The 17,897-nt window shown below is 44.4% G+C and carries 12 protein-coding genes; 7 read left to right on the forward strand and 5 right to left on the reverse strand.

Annotated features, from left to right (window positions below; all coding sequences use genetic code 11):
• The first annotated feature begins 455 nt into the window (after positions 1-455).
• The gene (locus NIASO_RS04895) at positions 456-1,676 is read left to right on the forward strand and encodes a 6-phosphofructokinase (protein WP_008582992.1); all 1,221 of its coding nucleotides are present in this window, start codon (positions 456-458) and stop codon (positions 1,674-1,676) included.
• A 142-nt stretch (positions 1,677-1,818) separates the two neighbouring features.
• A complete protein-coding gene (gene pyk / locus NIASO_RS04900; protein ID WP_008582991.1) occupies positions 1,819-3,315 on the forward strand; it encodes a pyruvate kinase in 1,497 nt (498 codons plus the stop codon).
• 717 nt (positions 3,316-4,032) lie between these two features.
• Here pyk and serA read toward each other — a convergent pair.
• Positions 4,033-5,271 (reverse strand): phosphoglycerate dehydrogenase, encoded by a 1,239-nt coding sequence (gene serA / locus NIASO_RS04910; protein ID WP_008582990.1) that lies wholly within the window; start codon positions 5,269-5,271, stop codon positions 4,033-4,035.
• A gap of 104 nt (positions 5,272-5,375) precedes the next feature.
• Here serA and NIASO_RS04915 point away from each other — a divergent pair, with 104 nt between their 5' ends.
• On the forward strand, positions 5,376-6,779 hold the full coding sequence (locus NIASO_RS04915; protein ID WP_008582989.1) for a serine hydrolase domain-containing protein: 1,404 nt from the start codon (positions 5,376-5,378) through the stop codon (positions 6,777-6,779).
• Between the two features lie 43 nt (positions 6,780-6,822).
• Positions 6,823-9,063, forward strand: a complete 2,241-nt coding sequence (locus NIASO_RS04920; RefSeq protein ID WP_008582988.1) for a tetratricopeptide repeat protein — start codon at positions 6,823-6,825, stop codon at positions 9,061-9,063.
• Here the strand turns inward: NIASO_RS04920 and NIASO_RS04925 are convergent.
• Complete coding sequence (locus NIASO_RS04925; protein WP_008582987.1) at positions 9,058-9,903, reverse strand: glycosyltransferase family protein; 846 nt, start codon at positions 9,901-9,903, stop codon at positions 9,058-9,060. The two genes, NIASO_RS04920 and NIASO_RS04925, sit on opposite strands and share 6 nt — an antisense overlap.
• 145 nt (positions 9,904-10,048) lie before the next feature.
• Here NIASO_RS04925 and NIASO_RS04930 point away from each other — a divergent pair, with 145 nt between their 5' ends.
• Positions 10,049-10,804 (forward strand): methyltransferase domain-containing protein, encoded by a 756-nt coding sequence (locus NIASO_RS04930; protein ID WP_008582986.1) that lies wholly within the window; start codon positions 10,049-10,051, stop codon positions 10,802-10,804.
• Here the strand turns inward: NIASO_RS04930 and NIASO_RS04935 are convergent, their stop codons facing one another.
• Complete coding sequence (locus NIASO_RS04935) at positions 10,805-11,545, reverse strand: class I SAM-dependent methyltransferase (protein WP_168128483.1); 741 nt, start codon at positions 11,543-11,545, stop codon at positions 10,805-10,807.
• A 164-nt stretch (positions 11,546-11,709) separates the two neighbouring features.
• Here NIASO_RS04935 and NIASO_RS04940 point away from each other — a divergent pair, with 164 nt between their 5' ends.
• Together NIASO_RS04940 and NIASO_RS04945 are read left to right on the forward strand one after the other, a co-directional pair.
• Positions 11,710-12,642, forward strand: coding sequence for a glycosyltransferase family 2 protein (locus NIASO_RS04940; RefSeq protein WP_008582984.1), 933 nt, complete (start codon positions 11,710-11,712; stop codon positions 12,640-12,642).
• A gap of 363 nt (positions 12,643-13,005) precedes the next feature.
• On the forward strand, positions 13,006-14,007 hold the full coding sequence (locus NIASO_RS04945) for a glycosyltransferase family 2 protein (protein ID WP_008582983.1): 1,002 nt from the start codon (positions 13,006-13,008) through the stop codon (positions 14,005-14,007).
• A gap of 157 nt (positions 14,008-14,164) precedes the next feature.
• Here the strand turns inward: NIASO_RS04945 and NIASO_RS04950 are convergent, their stop codons facing one another.
• Both NIASO_RS04950 and NIASO_RS04955 read right to left on the reverse strand, forming a co-directional pair.
• Positions 14,165-15,301 carry a glycosyltransferase family 4 protein gene (locus NIASO_RS04950; protein ID WP_008582982.1) on the reverse strand — a complete coding sequence of 379 codons (1,137 nt, stop codon included), beginning with the start codon at positions 15,299-15,301 and terminating at the stop codon, positions 14,165-14,167.
• Positions 15,298-17,781, reverse strand: a complete 2,484-nt coding sequence (locus tag NIASO_RS04955) for a YfhO family protein (protein ID WP_025298723.1) — start codon at positions 17,779-17,781, stop codon at positions 15,298-15,300. The genes NIASO_RS04950 and NIASO_RS04955 overlap by 4 nt, the downstream gene beginning before the upstream one ends.
• Positions 17,782-17,897 lie beyond the last annotated feature (116 nt).

Here is a 17,897-nt window from a genome sequence, read left to right on the forward strand (position 1 = left end):
TAAATATCCTGTCTTTCGCTCCTTCAAACTTACTTTAAATATTTCTAATCCCAATGTTTTAGCTTGTCCGCCAGGACGCAAAAGCCCTGCTTATTTGTAGAATAGCTTCCCAAACCCAAATTTTCATTGCGTCTTCGCGCCATTGCAGTTAAAACATATAACAATATCCCTGGTTAATACCCCGTTTTGTCCAATGTAACCTGTAAAATAACGGCTCCTTTATGGAGGAAGCTCAAAATTTGTTATAAAAACGGTAAATGATGTGATTAAGACGGTGAATGACGGGCTTTTGTTTTGTCATTCATCGCCAGGGTTCTTAAAAGAAAACGGGCGTGTTTAAATGTTTTAATACAAACAAGTGTTCTGTTTCAATAATATTTAAATAACTGAAAAGATCATAAAATAAAAATCAATTTCACTTATATTTGCGCACTTTAGTATATTAAAAATTGTATATGGAGAAAAGTATTGTAATTCTTGCCGGCGGCGGCCCTGCTCCCGGTATTAACACGGTTATTGGTTCTGTAGCTAAAACATTTTTAAAGGATGGCTACCGGGTGATTGGTTTGCACGACGGCTACAAAAACCTGTTTAACGGAAAAGGAACTACAACAGACATCGACTTCAAACTGGCGGACGATATTTTCAGCCGCGGCGGTTCTTTTTTGCGGATGAGCCGTTATAAACCAAAAGATGATGAATTTACCAGCGAATTTTTTGAGCAGAATAATATAAAATTATTGGTTACCATCGGAGGGGATGATACAGCCTCCACGGCCAACCGCATTGCAAAATTCCTGACGGCCAAAAACGTGGCGGTTCAGAATATTCACGTTCCCAAAACGATCGACAACGATCTGCCGCTGCCTTACGGCCAGCCTACTTTTGGCTACCAGAGCGCGCGCGAAGAAGGCGTAAAACTGGGCAAAACTATTTATGAAGATGCCCGCACTTCCGGTAACTGGTTTGTAGTATCCGCCATGGGTCGTGAAGCCGGTCACCTGGCATTTGGCATCGGCGTTGCCTGTCATTACCCGATGATCGTGATCCCTGAAATGTTCAACAAAACAAAGCTTACATTAGACAAGATCACTAAACTGATCGTTTCTTCTATTGTTAAAAGAAATATCCTGAACATTCCTTATGGGGTTGCGGTAGTAAGTGAAGGGGTATTCCATTTTATGAGCGATGACGACATTACAGCATCGGGCATTCAATTCACTTATGACGATCACGGCCATCCGGAGTTGGGCAATGTTAGTAAAGCGCATATTTATAATATTCTTTTACAAAACGAATTAAAAAAACTGAACATTGCTGTAAAGAGCCGTCCGGTTGAATTAGGCTATGAGCTGCGCTGCCTGGCGCCTACGGCCTTCGATCTGGAATATTGTACCTTCCTGGGCTTTGGCGTAAAGCAACTGTTCGACCAGGGCATCACCGGCGCGGTAGTTACTGCTGATGCCACCGGAACCGTAAAACCGCTTTATCTTAAGGATGTGGCGGACGAAAAAGGAAAGGTAAAACCACGTTTAATTGATATGGAAAGCGCTGATGCGAAGACCGTGTTTGCACATACCCTGCATTATTTGACGGAAGCAGACAAAGAAGCCGCAAAGCAGTACCTGTCTAATCCTGAAGAATATATTTTCAACAATATCCTGGAGTGGAATTAAACAGAACCGAATAAATAAAAAACCGCCTTTACTGAGCGGTTTTTTATTTTTGTACTGACGATTTCCGGATTGCGCCGAAAATTGAAATTATTATCAGATATTGCAGGTTCAATTGAACCCTGCATATTTAATTAAAAGTAACATGACAGAAACTCAAAAAGTTCGAAAGAAAACATTACTACCTGTTGAACAGCCTCATGTGGATCATAGTATCAGCCGTACTAAGATTGTAGCCACCGTTGGACCTGCCTGTAATACTTACGATAAATTGTTAGACCTGGTGAAAGCCGGCGTTAATGTGTTCCGGTTAAATTTTTCACACGGTGTACATGAAGAAAAAAAACAGATCATTGAGTATATACGGGAAATTAACAGAAAAGAAAAAACAACGGTTGCGATACTGGGCGATTTACAGGGCCCTAAATTGCGCGTAGGCGATATGGAAAACGGCGGCATCACTGTAGAGCCGGGTGACAGCTTTATCTTCACCAATAAAAAACTGGTGGGCAATAAAGAGAAGATCTACATTTCTTATCCCAACTTCCACAAAGATGTAAAAGTGGGGAACAAGATCATGATCGATGATGGCAAACTGGAAGTAATTGTACGCAAAATATTACCCAACAACGATGTAAAAGTAGAAGTGATACTGGGAGGTTTTCTTTCCTCTAAAAAAGGAGTAAACCTGCCGGACACCAAAATCTCGCTGCCGGCATTAACGCCGAAAGACCTGGCAGACCTGGATTTCATCATTAGAGAACAATTGGGTTGGGTGGCCCTGTCCTTTGTGCGCCAGGTAGAAGATATTAAAAAATTGCGCAAGATCCTGGACAAACATAAAAGCCAGTCGAAGATCATCGCCAAAATAGAAATGCCCGAAGCGATCCCGAATATCCGCGAGATCATTCATGCTTCTGATGGTATTATGATCGCCCGCGGCGACCTGGGTGTGGAACTGCCGGTGGAGAAAGTGCCACTGATCCAGAAGAGCATTATCCGTAAATGTATTCACCGCGCCAAGCCGGTAATCGTTGCTACCCAAATGATGGAAAGCATGATCGACCGGTCCAAGCCCAACCGTAGTGAGATAACAGACGTTGCCAACGCGGTGCTGGAAGGAACCGATGCGGTTATGTTGAGCGCGGAAACTGCAAGCGGCAAGCATCCGACACTGGTGGTGCAAACCATGCGGAAGATCATCCTGGAAATTGAAAAAACAGAATACCATTATGATCTTTCAAGTGAACTGCAACCGCAGCCCCACTCTCCGTCTCTTTCAAGTGACGCGATTTGTTACAATGCCTGCAACCTGGCCAAGGATGCACGGGCGGATGCGTTAATTGGTATGACACAGAGCGGCTATACCGGTTTTATGCTGAGCAGCTATCGCCCCAAAGTGCCCTTGTATGTATTTACCAAGAACCGCGCGCTCATTGATCAACTGAGTCTGGGCTGGGGTATCCGTGCCTTTTTCTATGACGATGACCAGCACGACCTGGATACTATTTTTGCAGACCAGATCAATATTCTTAAGAAGAACGGATTTCTGAAACGCGGCGATACCGCTGTAAGTACGGGTAGTACGCCGGTGCATCTGAAACTACATACGAATACAATAAAAATTACAGAAGTACAATAAAAAATAAAAGCCTCCAAATGGAGGCTTTTTAATGAGCCTCTGCTGGCACACTCTCCAGTCTGTAAAAAGCCGAAATTCGTTTCTTTAAGCTTTCAAGGAGGTTCCTTTCATCGCAGCAGCATTCCTTGTCTGGAATATCTTGTGCCAAGAATTGATCGCTAACATAGTTTTCTAATTGCTACAGATTGATTCAATCTTTTGTTTTTCATTTTCATCGGGCAACTCTTTATCTGGAATATTCCTCAACGCAATAGCAGTCACACTGATCAGAAGGCCCGGGAGCGCCTATTTTTTACATTACGATAGCTTCTTTTTTAGCAAATCACTCCTGTAAAAAATCAGCGCAGTAAGGAACCTACGGTTTGGAGGAAAGAGCAGCTTCTACCTTCCCCTTCGACAAGGCCTTAAAGCAGCTTTTTGATTTGGGTTTTCGCGTGCGTGGGCGGTCAAACGGCCGGAGGCATTCGTTTGACCATGCCCTTTTTGCTCTACTTTTTGGGCGAGCAAAAAGTAGAAAATAAATAACCGACGGTTGCTGAAACTATACAAGCTCTCTGAGACATAATGGGTTTGCCCTTGGACTACTCCTTTCAGGGTTTTCGACGCTTCAGAGAGTGGCATTGGTTTTAACGAATAAAACAGTCTGCAGGACAAACTAAAAAGCAGAACCGGATCGATTCTGCTCTTGATATCATTTTCAATTTTAGATGCAAATCTTTAATACAGTAATCTTGTTTTAATTGTATGTTTTACATCTTTTAAAAGTGCAGTTGCCTTTTTTGAAACGCCCTTCTCAACATCCAATACCACATAACCAATTTCGTCGTTGGTTTTCAGGTACTGACCGGTAATATTGATATTATTTTTTGACAACAATGTGTTGATCTCTGAAAGGACGCCCGGTTTGTTATAATGGATGTGCAGGATCCGGTGCACGCCTTCCTGTGAAGGCAGCGCCAATCCGGGTACTGTATGCGACCCGTTAGTGATCCCTTTTTCGATCAGGTTAAACAACTTTGAGCTAACATCCACGCCAATATTTTCCTGCGCTTCTTCGGTGCTTCCGCCGATATGTGGCGTAAGGATCACGTTAGGCAGGTTCTGCACGGGCGTTGTAAATTTATCGCCGTTTTTCTCGGGCTCCCATGGAAATACATCAAGAGCCGCACCGCTGATATGCCCTTCAGTAATGAATTTGCTCAGATCTTCCAGGTTCACCACTTCGCCCCGTGCATAGTTGATCAGTATGGCGCCCTTCTTAAAATATTTAAGATTGTTCTTAGTGATCATGTACTTTGTCTGCGCCGTATCAGGCACGTGCAGCGTCACTATATCCGATTTCTGCAGCAGTTCCTTTAATGTTTTAGCATCCTTTGCATTACCCAGCGGCAGCTTGGTTTCCACGTCATAGAACAACACTTTCATCCCCATTGCTTCTGCCAGCACGCTCACCTGTGAACCGATGTTTCCATAACCAATGATCCCCAGTGTTTTTCCACGTAGCTCATAGGCGCCTTTTGATTCCTTCATCCAGATGCCTTCATGCGCCGCCCGGATCTTGTCTGGCAACCTCCTGATGAGCATAACGGAATTCGCGATAACCAGCTCTGCAACAGACCGGGTGTTGCTGTAAGGAGCATTGAATACCACCACACCCTTATCTGTAGCTGCTTTCAGATCCACCTGGTTCACGCCGATGCAAAAACATCCGATGGCCTGTAATTTTTCGGCGGCGGCTAAAACTTTTTGGGTAATATGTGTTTTGGAGCGGATGCCCAGTATATGTACATTTTTGATCTCTTTAATTAAATCTTCTTCCGACAGTGCTTTGGTTAATTTTTCTACCTGCGTGTATCCTTCTTCCTTAAACCGTTGTACTGCGGTATCACTTATATTTTCCAGAAATAAAATCCTGATTTTCTCTTTTGGGTAACTCGTCTCTTTTTTATTTGTCATGCAAGCAAATATCCTAATAAGTTAACAAAAATGAAAATATTAAGGCAACAAGTTTTTCTCTGAACAATATAATTTTAAATTTGCCACTTTAAAATTCAGTTACCTTGAGAAGATTTATAATTACTTTAGCCGGGATATTATTAACGATTGGTTGTAAGCTAAAATCACAAGACAAGAAAGAAAAGATCCAGGTCGCCCCTGCCGTATTGATCGCCCAGAATCCAGACCCGATAAGCGATGCGGAGAAAGCAAAGTATGCAGCCGAACTGGATGCCTTTTTTAATGCAGGGCTGCTCCGGCATGGTTTTAACGGGGGCATCCTCGTTGCAAAAGGTGGAAATGTTTTGTATGAACGTTATCACGGTTTCAAAAACCCCAACAATAAGGCTGATTCCATTGATCAGAATACGCCATTTCATCTGGCCTCAACCAGCAAACCCTTTACAGCGATCACGGTATTAAAACTGGTGCAGAACGGCAAGCTAGGATTGACAGATCCCGTAACCAAATTCTTTCCGGCATTCCCCTATACCGATGTTACCATTGAGAACCTCCTCAGCCATCGCAGCGGATTGCCGAACTATCTTTCAGTAATGGAAGACAAACAAAAGTGGAACCCCAAACAAATGATCTCTAACCAGGACGTGTTGAATTTTTTAATTCAATACCGTCCTCCCATAATGTTTAAAGCCAACACCCGTTTCACCTATTGCAACACCAACTTCGTATTGTTGGCATTGATTGTTGAAAAGGTGACCGGACAAAAATTTCCGGACTATGTAAAAGCCACCATTTTTGATCCGCTGCAAATGAACCACACGTTTATTTACACGCCCGCAGATAGTGGCCAGGTTATTATGTCCTACAAAGGTTCCGGCGCTCTTTGGACGAACGATATTTTTGAAAATACCTATGGCGACAAAAATGTGTACAGCACCCCCGAGGACATGTTCAAATGGGACCGGGCTTTATACAATCCGAACTTTATCCGGCCGTCGCTGCTCGATTCAGCCTTTCAACCCCACAGTCATGAAAAAGCCTCCATGCACAATTATGGCCTGGGTTGGCGCATGCTCAATTTGCCCAATGGCAAAAACGTCATTTATCACAACGGGAAATGGCACGGTTTCACTCCTGCTTTTGCCCGGCTGCTGGATGAGAAAGCGGTGATCATTATTTTGGGTAACCGGCTCAATTCAAATATTTATAATCAGGCCAAAAAGGCATATGATTTCTTTGGCGATTATATGCAAGGCAAAGTTGGTAGTGTAGATGAAGAAGGAGAAGGAAACGCCCCAGCGGCGCCCGCTGCTGCTGAAGCGGCTGCAGTGCCCGCGCGCGTGGCGAAAACGCCGCAACGCGCCGGCAAAACGGTTGCGCGCAAAGCCGTAAAAAGCACAAAAAAGAGCACAACCTCCAGTCATCAGCGCACAAAAACATCCGCGACAAAAAAGGCTGTTACTTCCAAACAGACACATACGGCTACAAAGAAAAAGAAGAAAAAATAAGTGTTGCACCCGGTAAAGTAAATTGATTTATATTAGCAGGTATATGATGATGTCCTGGCGTAATAAAAAATTGATCCTTGTTTTTTGTGTAATCATCTTATTTTTTTCCGGGAGCCTTGTGTTGGTCCGCTGCGGACAATCCACCTCAAACAGGAAAGAAGCCGTTAACGAGTATGTGGGCGACCAGGCCTGCATCAGTTGCCACAAAGCTGAATATGGACAATGGCAGCTATCCGACCATTACAAAGCCATGCAGCCCGCTACAGACTCCACCGTGCTGGGCGACTTCAATAATGTAACCTATACAGCCGACGGTATTACCTCCCGCTTTTTCAAAAAAGGCGGAAAGTTTTTTATCAACACCCAGGGGCCTGATGGTCAGAACCACGACTATGAGATAAAATATACTTTTGGTTATTACCCGTTACAGCAGTACCTGGTGGCATTCGATCGTGGCAGGATGCAGGCAACCCGCCAATCCTGGAACAGTAAAGACAAAAAATGGTTTCAACAATATGCCGGGCAAAAAATTGCGGCAACCGACTGGCTGCACTGGACGGGCAATGGACAAAACTGGAACACGATGTGTGCCGAATGTCACAGTACGAATCTGAAAAAGAATTATAATTCCGAAACTGACACTTACAATACCACCTTTAGCGTATTAACGGTAAGTTGTGAAGCCTGCCATGGCCCCGCAAAATCGCATATTGATTACGTTAACGGCAGTGACTATAAAAACGGGAATCATATTGCAGGCTCCTATCTCCGGGCACCAAAGAACAGTACCCAGTTGGCGCAGATCCAGACCTGCTTTCCCTGCCATGCGCGCAAAAGCAATATCAGTGCGGACTTGAAGAACAGTAACGAGATCCTCGACGACTATATTCCGGACATACCCACTACCGAACATTTTTATGCCGACGGCCAGGCCAATGATGAGGACTACACCTATACTTCATTCCTGCAAAGCAAAATGTATAACCGCGGGGTTAAATGCAGCAACTGCCACAACCCGCATACGGGTAAATTACTCGTTGCAGGAAACGGCGTTTGCCTGCAGTGCCATGACAAAAAATACGATGCACCCTCCCATACGTTTCACACGATAAACACCGATGGCGCCGCCTGCAAGAACTGCCATATGCCGGGAAAATATTACATGGGCAACGACTGGCGTAACGACCATACCTTCCGCGTTCCACGCCCTGACCTGTCTGTAACCTATGGCACGCCCAATGCCTGCAATAATTGCCATACCAATAAGTCTGCCCAATGGGCTTCCGACGCGGTAGTTAAATGGTTTGGCCCGACCCGACCTCATCATTTTTCCGAAGACCTGATCCCGGGCAGTAAGCTGGACGCCGGCAGCCAGGCTCATTTGATGCGGTTGATCCAGGATACAGCCACCCCTTCTATTGTTCAGGCAGCAGCGGTTCAATATCTTTCCAATGCACCGGGAGATAACAATGCAACAGCGCTGATACAGGAATTCAGCAACAAGGATGCGCAGGTACGGTATCGTGCGGTAACAGGCCTTTCCAGCTTTAGTCCGGGATTATGGAAAGACGCCATTCAGCCGATGCTTGTTGACAAAGTGCGCGCCGTGCGTATTGCCGCCGCAAACCTTGTTTTAAGCGCTAATGACCGGGAGCTCATCGCGGGACTGGGTACGGCTTATACTAATGCGTTGCAGGAACTGGAAGCAAATGTATTATACCAAACGGACTTTTCTGCCGGTGATGTAATTGCAGCCGACTATTATCTGAAACTAAAAAATTACGACAAAGCGGAATCTTTTTACCTGAAAGGCCTGCAAAAAGACGATCAGATGAATTATGCGCGCCTGAATCTTTCAACGGTATATAATCTTAAAGGCAATAACCAGGCGGCGCTGCAAACCTTACTGGACGCAGCCAGAATTGACCCAAAGAACGACCGCATTTATTTTAACCTGGCCCTGCTCTACAATGAACTGCAGCAACCGGATAATGTTGAAAAAAGCCTGCAAAAAGCGATCAGCCTGAAGTCAGCAAACCCGCGTGTGTATTACAATTACGGCATTTTGTTACAACAGAAAAAACAATACACCCCGGCAGAACAGCAATATAAAAAGGCACTGGAATTAGCTCCCGCTGACGCTGATATTAATTATGCCTTATGCGTATTGTATCTTCAACAAAACAACCCTGCAGCCGCCCGTTCCTATGCACAAACATTAAAGAAATACTACCCCGGTGATCAGCGTTTCTTCCAGCTCTGGCAACAGCTAGGACTGTTATAACTTCTTCCCCATTCTTCCGTTTTTAAAATCGGAACGGGCCTGAAGCAGCATTTTCAATAATGCGCCCTTTTTCTTACCGTAAAGAAAATTATTCTTGATCCGGTTTAGCAGGTCCTTTTTCAGGTAACCGATCTCTTCAGGAAATAAAGATTTATACTGCCGGGATACATATAGGAAATTCCGGTACATATAATACAGCCGGATGGAAGCGTGCAGTGGTCGTTGCGTTGCTTTAAAATTTTTAAGGGACCGCGCGCTTTGGTTGGTACCCAGGTGGTGATTTAGATATACATCAGTAAATTGAATTGTATCGAATCCGGCTTTCCCGGAGCGAAAACAATACTCGTGATCCACTTCGTCAATAAACAACTGCTCGTTAAAGCCACCAATCGCCCCGGCAAGCGGAAGGTTCACCATACTGCCAGAAGTGATCAATAACCGCGAAGAACGAAACGAGCCGGGTGCCACATCGGGCTTATTTTCAAAGGTCAATCCGAATAGTGCCACTTTTTCATTCCCGGGGAAATTTTCGATATGGAGTAAATACCGGGTCAGCTCTTCCGTTGCAAAATGAGAATCCTGGTCCATCGTAAGCAGCCAGTCATAGCCCTGCGCTATCGCCAGCGCCACCGCTTCATTGAGTGGCGCGGCTATCCCCCGGTTGATCCCGTTTGCAATAATGGTAATTTTTGGATGCGCATAAATCTCCGGAGGAAAAACATGCGCAGGTTCGCTGTTGTCGATAATATACAGTCGATCAACACGATCCAGGTAAGTGCTGATATTATCCAGCACTGCTGCGTCAGGAAAATAAGTAATCGTAACTGCTGCGAGCTTCATTCCTATATTTTAGATTTCTTCGCCGGGAAGATCGGGAAGGCGGTGTGCAAAAACTGAAAATAAGATTTCCACGCCTTCCCGATCTTCCCGGCTATCCTTTCAAAAATATCAATTCGTTTTCATTTAAAGTTTTTATTTTGCCGGTATGAACGGGAAAGAATCTTTAATTACGCGCATCTCCTGGTTAAAAAATCCTTTTAAACGGGCTACTATTGATGCGGCCAAAACCTTTAAAGGACAAACAGGTATTGAGATCGGCGGCCCCAGCAAGCCCTTTGATCTGCGCTCCTTTTTCCCGGTATACCTGTATGCCGGTAAAATAGACGGTGTTAATTTTAGTAATACTACCGTTTGGGAAGGAAACATAAAAGAGGGAGATTCTTATCAATACAGCGCAAACCGGCCCAAAGGCCATCAATACATCGATGAAGCGGCGGCATTGGCATCTGTGCCAGACAATCATTATGACTTTTTATTATCCTGCCATAGTTTAGAGCATGTTGCCAACCCGGTACAGGCGCTTAAACGGTGGAATGCCGTATTAAAACCCGGCGGCAGACTTTGCCTGATCCTGCCCGACAAACGGTACACATTCGATCATAACCGCCCCTACACTGCCTTTGAACATTTATTGCAGGATTATCGAAACGGCATTACCGAACAGGACGCAACTCACTTTGACGAGGTGATCCGTTTGCACGATCTGACGAAAGACCGGGAACAAACAAAAGCTGCGCTTATTGACCGGACGCAAAACAATTACACAAACAGATGCGTGCACCATCATGTGTTCTCTTTTGAGCTGATTGGACAATTGTTAAATTACTGCGGCTTTAAGGTGGACATGACCCGGGAATTTGCCCCCTTTCATTTGTTTACCCTGGCCACAAAGACTAATTGATCAGTTCTTTTTCCTAAATATTTTTTTCAACCTCCCGGTAATAGTAGGCGTTTGCCCAAAAGCCGCATAATCACCAATAGTAACGGTTTCATCCCCTTTAAATGTATTTTCAGGTTTTTTGATCCGCTTTTTCAGGTACACCACAATAGAATTATAAAACTGGATGGACCAGACGGATGTAGTGATCTGATCCATCATCTGCGCTTTTTGTTTCTTGTTGGCAAACCAGCCATGGAGGCTGTCGATATGCGTTTTGGCAAATTCAATAAAGGTCCCTTTTCGTTTTAGTCCGCCCCCATAGGTTCTGTAATACGAAGTATGCAGGTCTTCGCACACATAAATGCCATCCTCTTTTACATGATCAAACAATACATTAAAAGTGGTCAACTGCTGTTTCATCGTATGCCCGCCGTCGTCCAATAAAATATCAATCGGGGGAACTTCTTTCTTTAATTGTTCCAGGAACACCGGGTCTTCCTGTGATCCGATAAACACCTTTACATTATCGCCTTCAAATTTTTTGCTTTGCGGATTTACGTCAACCGCATATATCTTAATATTTTCTCCAAAATATTCCTTCCAGAACTGGATGGAGCCTCCATGTGCGATCCCTATTTCCAGGAACACCAACTCCTTTCCCCTGAATTTGGAAAAATAAAAATCATATATATCGATATAATTATCCCATTTATTTAAAAGCGGGCCGGAATAATTTTCAAATATTTCATGGATCGTTCTCATACAAAAACCGGTTTGTGTGGCCACAAATATAAGTCTGTACAGCATATACTTTTGTGCTTTTAAGGCTTTATAGTTGATTTTATTGCCACTAAAACACTGAAAAGCTTAGAAAAGCTTTCGCTTTTGGCAAGATCAATTAATAATCTGTCTATTTTAGCGGTTCCATGCATCCTTTTATCTCCATTTGTATTCCTGCCTATAACAGGGCTGATCGTTTAAAACGATTGCTGGATTCCATTGCAATACAGGGGTTCAGGGATTTTGAAGTTATTGTCACAGACGACAGCAACACGGATGCCGTCGAACAGCTCGTTTCAACTTATTCCGGAAAAATACCCATTCGCTACCAGCGCAACATTCCTGCCCTGGGCACGCCGGAAAACTGGAATGAAGGCATAAGGAAAGCCAGCGGAACATGGATCAAGCTGATGCACGATGACGACTGGTTTGCCACCCCTGCGGCGCTGGGAATTTTTGCGGAGCAAGCCCGGTTACATCCCGGAGCGTTTATTTTCAGCGCTTATAATAATGCATACGATAATGGCGCCAGCAAGGCCGTTTATCCTTCCTTATCTCGTTTGAAAAGGGTCCTCCAGTTCCCTTTGAATCTTTGGGCAAGTAATTGTATCGGCCCCCCTACGGTGGTAATGCACCCCAATGATAGAAAGCATATTTATGACAACCGTATGAAGTGGCTGGTAGATATTGATATGTACATCCGGCGCATGGAAGGCAATAAAACAGTATATATTCCCGAACGGCTGATCAATGTGGGCATGGGCAGCACACAGGTAACCGCGGCAGTGAAGAACGATCCGGCAGTTGAGATCCCCGAGCATTTTCTGCTGCTTAAAAAGGCGGGCCTGCATTCCCTGAAACATCTGCTGGTATACGATTACCATTGGCGCTTTATCCGCAATTTTGGGATCACAGGGTTTCAGACTTTTTATCAATATGGATATACCGGGCCGGAACTGCCCCTTTATAAAAGTATGATCCATTGGCAAAACCGGATTCCAAAAAAATTATTAAAAAAGGGAATTGTATCAAAATCCCTGATGTTTCTGCATTATTTATGCAACAGAAATAAGATCTAAGCACTTGCCAGGGAGACTGCGCAAATTTATTTATAAGCGCCATGGGCGCGTAGATTAGACGTAAATAAAAAGTATTTTTTGGCCCGCAGATTCACGCATCCCGATAAATCGGGAGCCATCGGCGCGGCGCGGATTATACTTCCTTCTTCTGCGAAAGTCTGCTTCCGATTTATCGGAACGCGGGAAACCTTTTTGACCGCAGATCTGCATGGATCATTTTCGTTGTATCCTTAAATCACGCTGCGATGCAAAACAATGGAACTGTGTCCGCCTATGGAGGATTCGTGGCTGCTTTTTAATTTACGCCTTCGTTCCGACGGCTGTTTGAAAGCAACAAAAAAACCAATACTTTCGTAACTACTCATGCGTTATTCGATCATAATCATTAATTATAAAACCCCGCAATTGGTGGTGCAATGCCTGCAAAGTATCTATGCCGGCACTGCGGATGCTATTGAAGTTATTGTGGTGGACAACGATTCGGCAGACAATAGCGAACAACTCATTAGGCAGGCTTACCCGCAGGTGCAATGGTTCCAGATGGGCTATAACAGCGGGTTTGCGCGTGCTAATAACCAGGGCATCCGGCTTTCAAAAGGTGAAATTGTTTTATTGCTCAATTCAGATACGGTTAATAACAACAACGCCATTTCCACCTGCTTCGACCGGTTTAACAACGACCGTTTTATTGCCTGTGGTGTACAATTGTTGAATGAAGATGGTTCACCGCAGATATCGGGTAATTTTTTTATGAAAGGCGGATTGAACTACCTGATGACGCTTCCGTACACAGGCGAGCTTATCCGCCGGATAGCTGTTGGATCGGGCGTAAAAAAAACAAATATCGCTGAAGCTACGAGTACCATTGAAGTGGACTGGATCAACGGTGCTTTTTTAATGGTAAAGAAAAGCGCCATTGAAAAAGCCGGGTTAATGGATGAAGACTTCTTCTTATATTCGGAAGAATCGGAATGGTGCAGCAGGTTAAAAAAACTGGGAGCCCTTTGTATTTACGGGGACCTGAATATTTATCACCTGGAGGGCGGTTCCTCCAAAGATGTCTTTAACTCAAAGCGAAAAGGCTACCGGGATTATTCCGATAAAAAGGGTTTGCAGATTATGGTGTCGAATTTCCTGGGGTTCCGGAAACAGTACGGCATTGGGTGGTACGTCTTCCACCAGGCCATTCATCTATTTAATATCCCCGTTTATTTTTTCATAGTGGTGCTAAAAAGCCTGGTGCTGACTCCGGGCGTAAAAAAAGAATGGAAGGAATGGTTGGGCTACGTCAAAAATGTTTTTAAAGCCCTGAGCTTGACCCCGAGGATCATCGCCAACCGGCCTTATTTTTATAAGATGCTCTAGGGCCGGTTGACAAGTTGAAAAGTTTAGATGTTGACAAGGGAAAAGCTTCACCAAACGCCCTCAACTGCTAAAAAAGGTCTCACAGATTTCTCAGATTTGCACGGATTTTAAAACCCTTCTGTGAAAATCCGTGCAATCTGTGAGAAATATAGCCTTATCATAAAAGTCTTTCAATTGCTTCAGCGGCTTTCCTAGTAATAGATCGCCAGTTAAAATGATCAAAGAAAGCAGCCGGTGTTTCGGATTTTTGTCGGGCAAGTATTCCTGTTAGTGCGCTCACGAAAGCCGTAGCATTCCCATCCTCCACAATTTTCATATTGCCGCCGGTAAGAAATGCATCCACGCCAATGGCACCAGAGGCATAAGAAACTGCCCGCGCATTGGCCGCCAATGCTTCTATCAGCTTTGTTTTGATACCGCCCCCATCCGTGACCGGGTTGATAAAAACGTCCGCCGCATCAAAATAGAGCTTGATATCATCAACAAAACCGGCATAGATCACATCCTGATCTTTATAGGCTTCGAGGTTGTTAAAGGAATCGGGTAATCCTTTGCCGCAAATAATTATCTTATAATTGGGCAACGATTGTTTTTGCAACAGCGGGTTGATCTTTTCAACAATTTCCTTTACCGCGTCCAGGTTCGGTTGATAACTCAGAGTGCCGTTAAACAGTAACAGGACTGTTTCCCCTTCCAATTGGTACTGCTCCAGGATGTGTTGTTTTGCTGTTTTTTTGTCTGCTTCAGGTGTGGGTTGCAGCCCCGGTATACCATAGGTGCAAACCATTGTTTTATGAGGAAGTAACCCAAAATTTTGAATAGCGAATTGCTGATCGCTGGCTGAAATAAAAAAACTGAGCGCCGCTTTCCGGTGGGTGAATTTTTCATAATGAAACAGCAGTCGCCACCACCTTTTTCCAAGGGTCCGGAACCGCGTACTTTCAATATTATGCGAATGAACTATGAGCTTAATACCAGCAAAATATTTCAATAAGGCCCCCAGCCAACCGTAATATGGATGTTCAATAACCAGACAGTTAATGCCAAGTTTCTTACACGCCTTTTTAATTTTAAAGAACAAAAAGGGGTTGGCGTAGCGCCATGCTGCTTTCGAAGTTCCCAAAACCGGCAATACGCTTATGTTTCCGCCGGCAAGCGGTTTATTTTCCTCAACGGTAAAACAAGAAAGAGCGGCAAACTCACCAAGACTTTGCAAAAAATAATAGATCCCCTTTTCTCCCCCCGTAACCGGTGGAACAATCCTGTAGGAAACTAAAGAAGCAATTTTTATCAAGCTGCCGTCTTGTTTTTTTTATTTTTATCTACCCACCATTGCATGGCGAAACCACCCAATACCAGGATTACAACCAAAATAGAACTGATATAAGAAACAGTGATTCCTCTTTTTACTGTTGCCGGTTCAAATGCAAACTGAACTTTATGTTTACCCGCCGGTATAACCAACCCGCGCATAAAATAATCTGTTTTTATAATGGCCGCTTCCTTACCATCAATAGTAGCCACCCAACCCGCAGGATAATATACTTCGCTGAACACAGCGAATTGAGGTGTTGCGCTGTTCGCGTTGTATTCGATAGCGTCGTTGGTATATTTTGTCAATGTAATAGTGGCCGTGGTATCCGCTTGTATAGCACCGATAGCGGCAACGGCGGCCTGTGGCACGATTGCGGTGTCTCTTAAATGCGTAGCCCCGACCGCCTGTAGTTCGCTGGCAGCATTCGCTTCCGGTTTCAGCCCCTTTACAAACCATGCCGCGCCAAATGCTCCCGGATTGGGAATAACGGACTGTTGTCCCTGTTGATTCTGGGTAATAATATATTTAACATCTAAGGCATTCAACAGGTCCTGTGGCGGTTGCTGGCCAAAATAGCGTTCAATAATATCCTGATAAATACGCAGCTTCGCCGGGTGATACCCCAGTACCGAACGGTGGAAATATACGGCGTGGTTATCATTCATTCCGTTTACATCAAACACCCGGTAATGCGGATCTTTGTCTTGCGAAATCTGATCATCGGCCGGTGTTTTTACAAAGCTCCGGGCTACTACTTCCTCTTTAGGAACATAATTCTCATCTGTCAGGTATTTTTTATCAATAGCCCACAAATCAATAAACACAATGAGTCCCAGCACAACAGTGGCAACAACCGGTTTCAATTTGTTTTTCATATATAGGTACAGTATTGCCAATAATACAGCAGCGAACAAAAGCGTTCTTAAAAGCTGCGCTCCGAATACAGATTGGCGCTCCTGCTTCGCTCCACCGATGATAATCGTTTTGATCTGATCCGGCAACTGACCACTGATCAGCTCGTCATAGCCTGAGTTATAGGATTGGCCCAAATAAATCAGTGCTATTAAAACGATCAATCCTCCCATCGTATACAGTACCTTTTTAAAATTTTGTTCCAAAAAAGCCTTACCATCCGGGGCAAAGAAGATTCGTTGTACCGTTAGCACAGCCATTACAATAAACGTAAGCTGCGGTATTACCAACGCCATTGAAGGCGCGCGAAATTTATTATACAAGGGCAGGTCATGCAATAAGATTCCGTTAAAATCGGCAAAATAGCCCCCCCAGCTCATCACAATAGCCAGTACGGATGCTACAAGCAAACCCCATTTTAATGGCCCTTTCAATATAACAAAGCCGATCAAAGCCAACAGTACAGCAAGGACACCCATGTAGGGAGGGCCCGAGGTTGATTCGCCCGGCTTGGCCATACCACCCCAATACCCCGGCATCTGCGCCACCATTTGCGGAGCGACCGCATTTAATTGCGGATTTCCCAATGCCGTTAATTGCTCAACCATTTTTTCCTGGCTGCTTTCTTTTAACGGTGAAGCGCTGCTTCCTCCATAAGCATCCGGCATCAACATTACAAGCGGTTCGGACAAACGCATGCTATAAGAAAAAGCGTAGCTGTCATCAAGCCCCTTTGTATTCACAGTTGTAACCTTGTCTCCCTGTATTTCCACGGATTTCCCCCCGCGCATGGTATATTCTGTATATTCTTTTGTTGTGGCATAGGTTAAATAATAAGCCCCGAGTCCCACCCCGGCAGCAACGCCACAGAGCACTACCGCAATACCGATTTGTTTAAAATCTTTTTCGCGGATCCATTGTGCCGTATAAAACAAGGTGATGAAGCCTGCGATTATAAAAAAGTAATAGTTCACCTGGGGGTGGTTCGACATCAATTCCTGGTAAGCGCCCAATACCGCTACAGCCAACCCGATCCAGTAGCGTCTATTAAAGATCAGCAGGATGCCCGCCAGCAATAAGGGCATAAAACCGATGGCAAGCATTTTGGTATTATGACCGGCGGAAATAATGACGGGGTTATAAGTGGAAAATCCATAAGCCAACGCCCCCAACACAGCAGCAAATGGGTTCAGGCCCAACGCAAGTCCAAGGATATAAAAACAAATACAGGCTATAAAGAAAAAGTTAGCCGGCACAGGCAATCCCAGCCCAAAAATTTTTGTAAGATCCGGCAGCACCGATTTTCCCTCCATCGCGATTTGGTAATTGGGCATCCCGCTGAACAGCGTTGTATTCCATAAAGGCATCTTTCCCGTTTTTTCTTTTACTTCAAAAGCGTTCTGTGCTGCGCCCTTCCAGCCAACAATATCATGTTGCTGTAATTCATTGCCCTCCAGCACCGGCTTACAGAAGATCAGCGCAACCACAACAAAAATAACAACCGCTATGATGTGGGGAATACTACTTTTTAACCAACTATTTTTCATGCTTTGTTTTTTGATGCCCGATTCTGGATACTGGATGCTTGATACTGGATACTGGATATAGGATACCTGATATTGAAAATAGCACCCCATATAAAAGAGATCACATCCAGTAACCT

The sequence above is a fragment of the Niabella soli DSM 19437 genome (assembly GCF_000243115.2).
In the GTDB taxonomy this organism is placed as follows: domain Bacteria; phylum Bacteroidota; class Bacteroidia; order Chitinophagales; family Chitinophagaceae; genus Niabella; species Niabella soli.

Excerpts from the sequence above, each read along its gene's own strand:
- NIASO_RS04895 (WP_008582992.1), top strand. The coding sequence starts at position 456 with ATGGAGAAAAGTATTGTAATTCTTGCCGGCGGCGGCCCTGCTCCCGGT.
- pyk (WP_008582991.1), top strand. The coding sequence starts at position 1,819 with ATGACAGAAACTCAAAAAGTTCGAAAGAAAACATTACTACCTGTTGAA.
- serA (WP_008582990.1), bottom strand. The coding sequence starts at position 5,271 with ATGACAAATAAAAAAGAGACGAGTTACCCAAAAGAGAAAATCAGGATT.
- NIASO_RS04920 (WP_008582988.1), top strand. The coding sequence starts at position 6,823 with ATGATGATGTCCTGGCGTAATAAAAAATTGATCCTTGTTTTTTGTGTA.
- NIASO_RS04925 (WP_008582987.1), bottom strand. The coding sequence starts at position 9,903 with ATGAAGCTCGCAGCAGTTACGATTACTTATTTTCCTGACGCAGCAGTG.
- NIASO_RS04930 (WP_008582986.1), top strand. The coding sequence starts at position 10,049 with ATGAACGGGAAAGAATCTTTAATTACGCGCATCTCCTGGTTAAAAAAT.
- NIASO_RS04935 (WP_168128483.1), bottom strand. The coding sequence starts at position 11,545 with ATGAGAACGATCCATGAAATATTTGAAAATTATTCCGGCCCGCTTTTA.
- NIASO_RS04940 (WP_008582984.1), top strand. The coding sequence starts at position 11,710 with ATGCATCCTTTTATCTCCATTTGTATTCCTGCCTATAACAGGGCTGAT.
- NIASO_RS04945 (WP_008582983.1), top strand. The coding sequence starts at position 13,006 with ATGCGTTATTCGATCATAATCATTAATTATAAAACCCCGCAATTGGTG.
- NIASO_RS04955 (WP_025298723.1), bottom strand. The coding sequence starts at position 17,781 with ATGAAAAATAGTTGGTTAAAAAGTAGTATTCCCCACATCATAGCGGTT.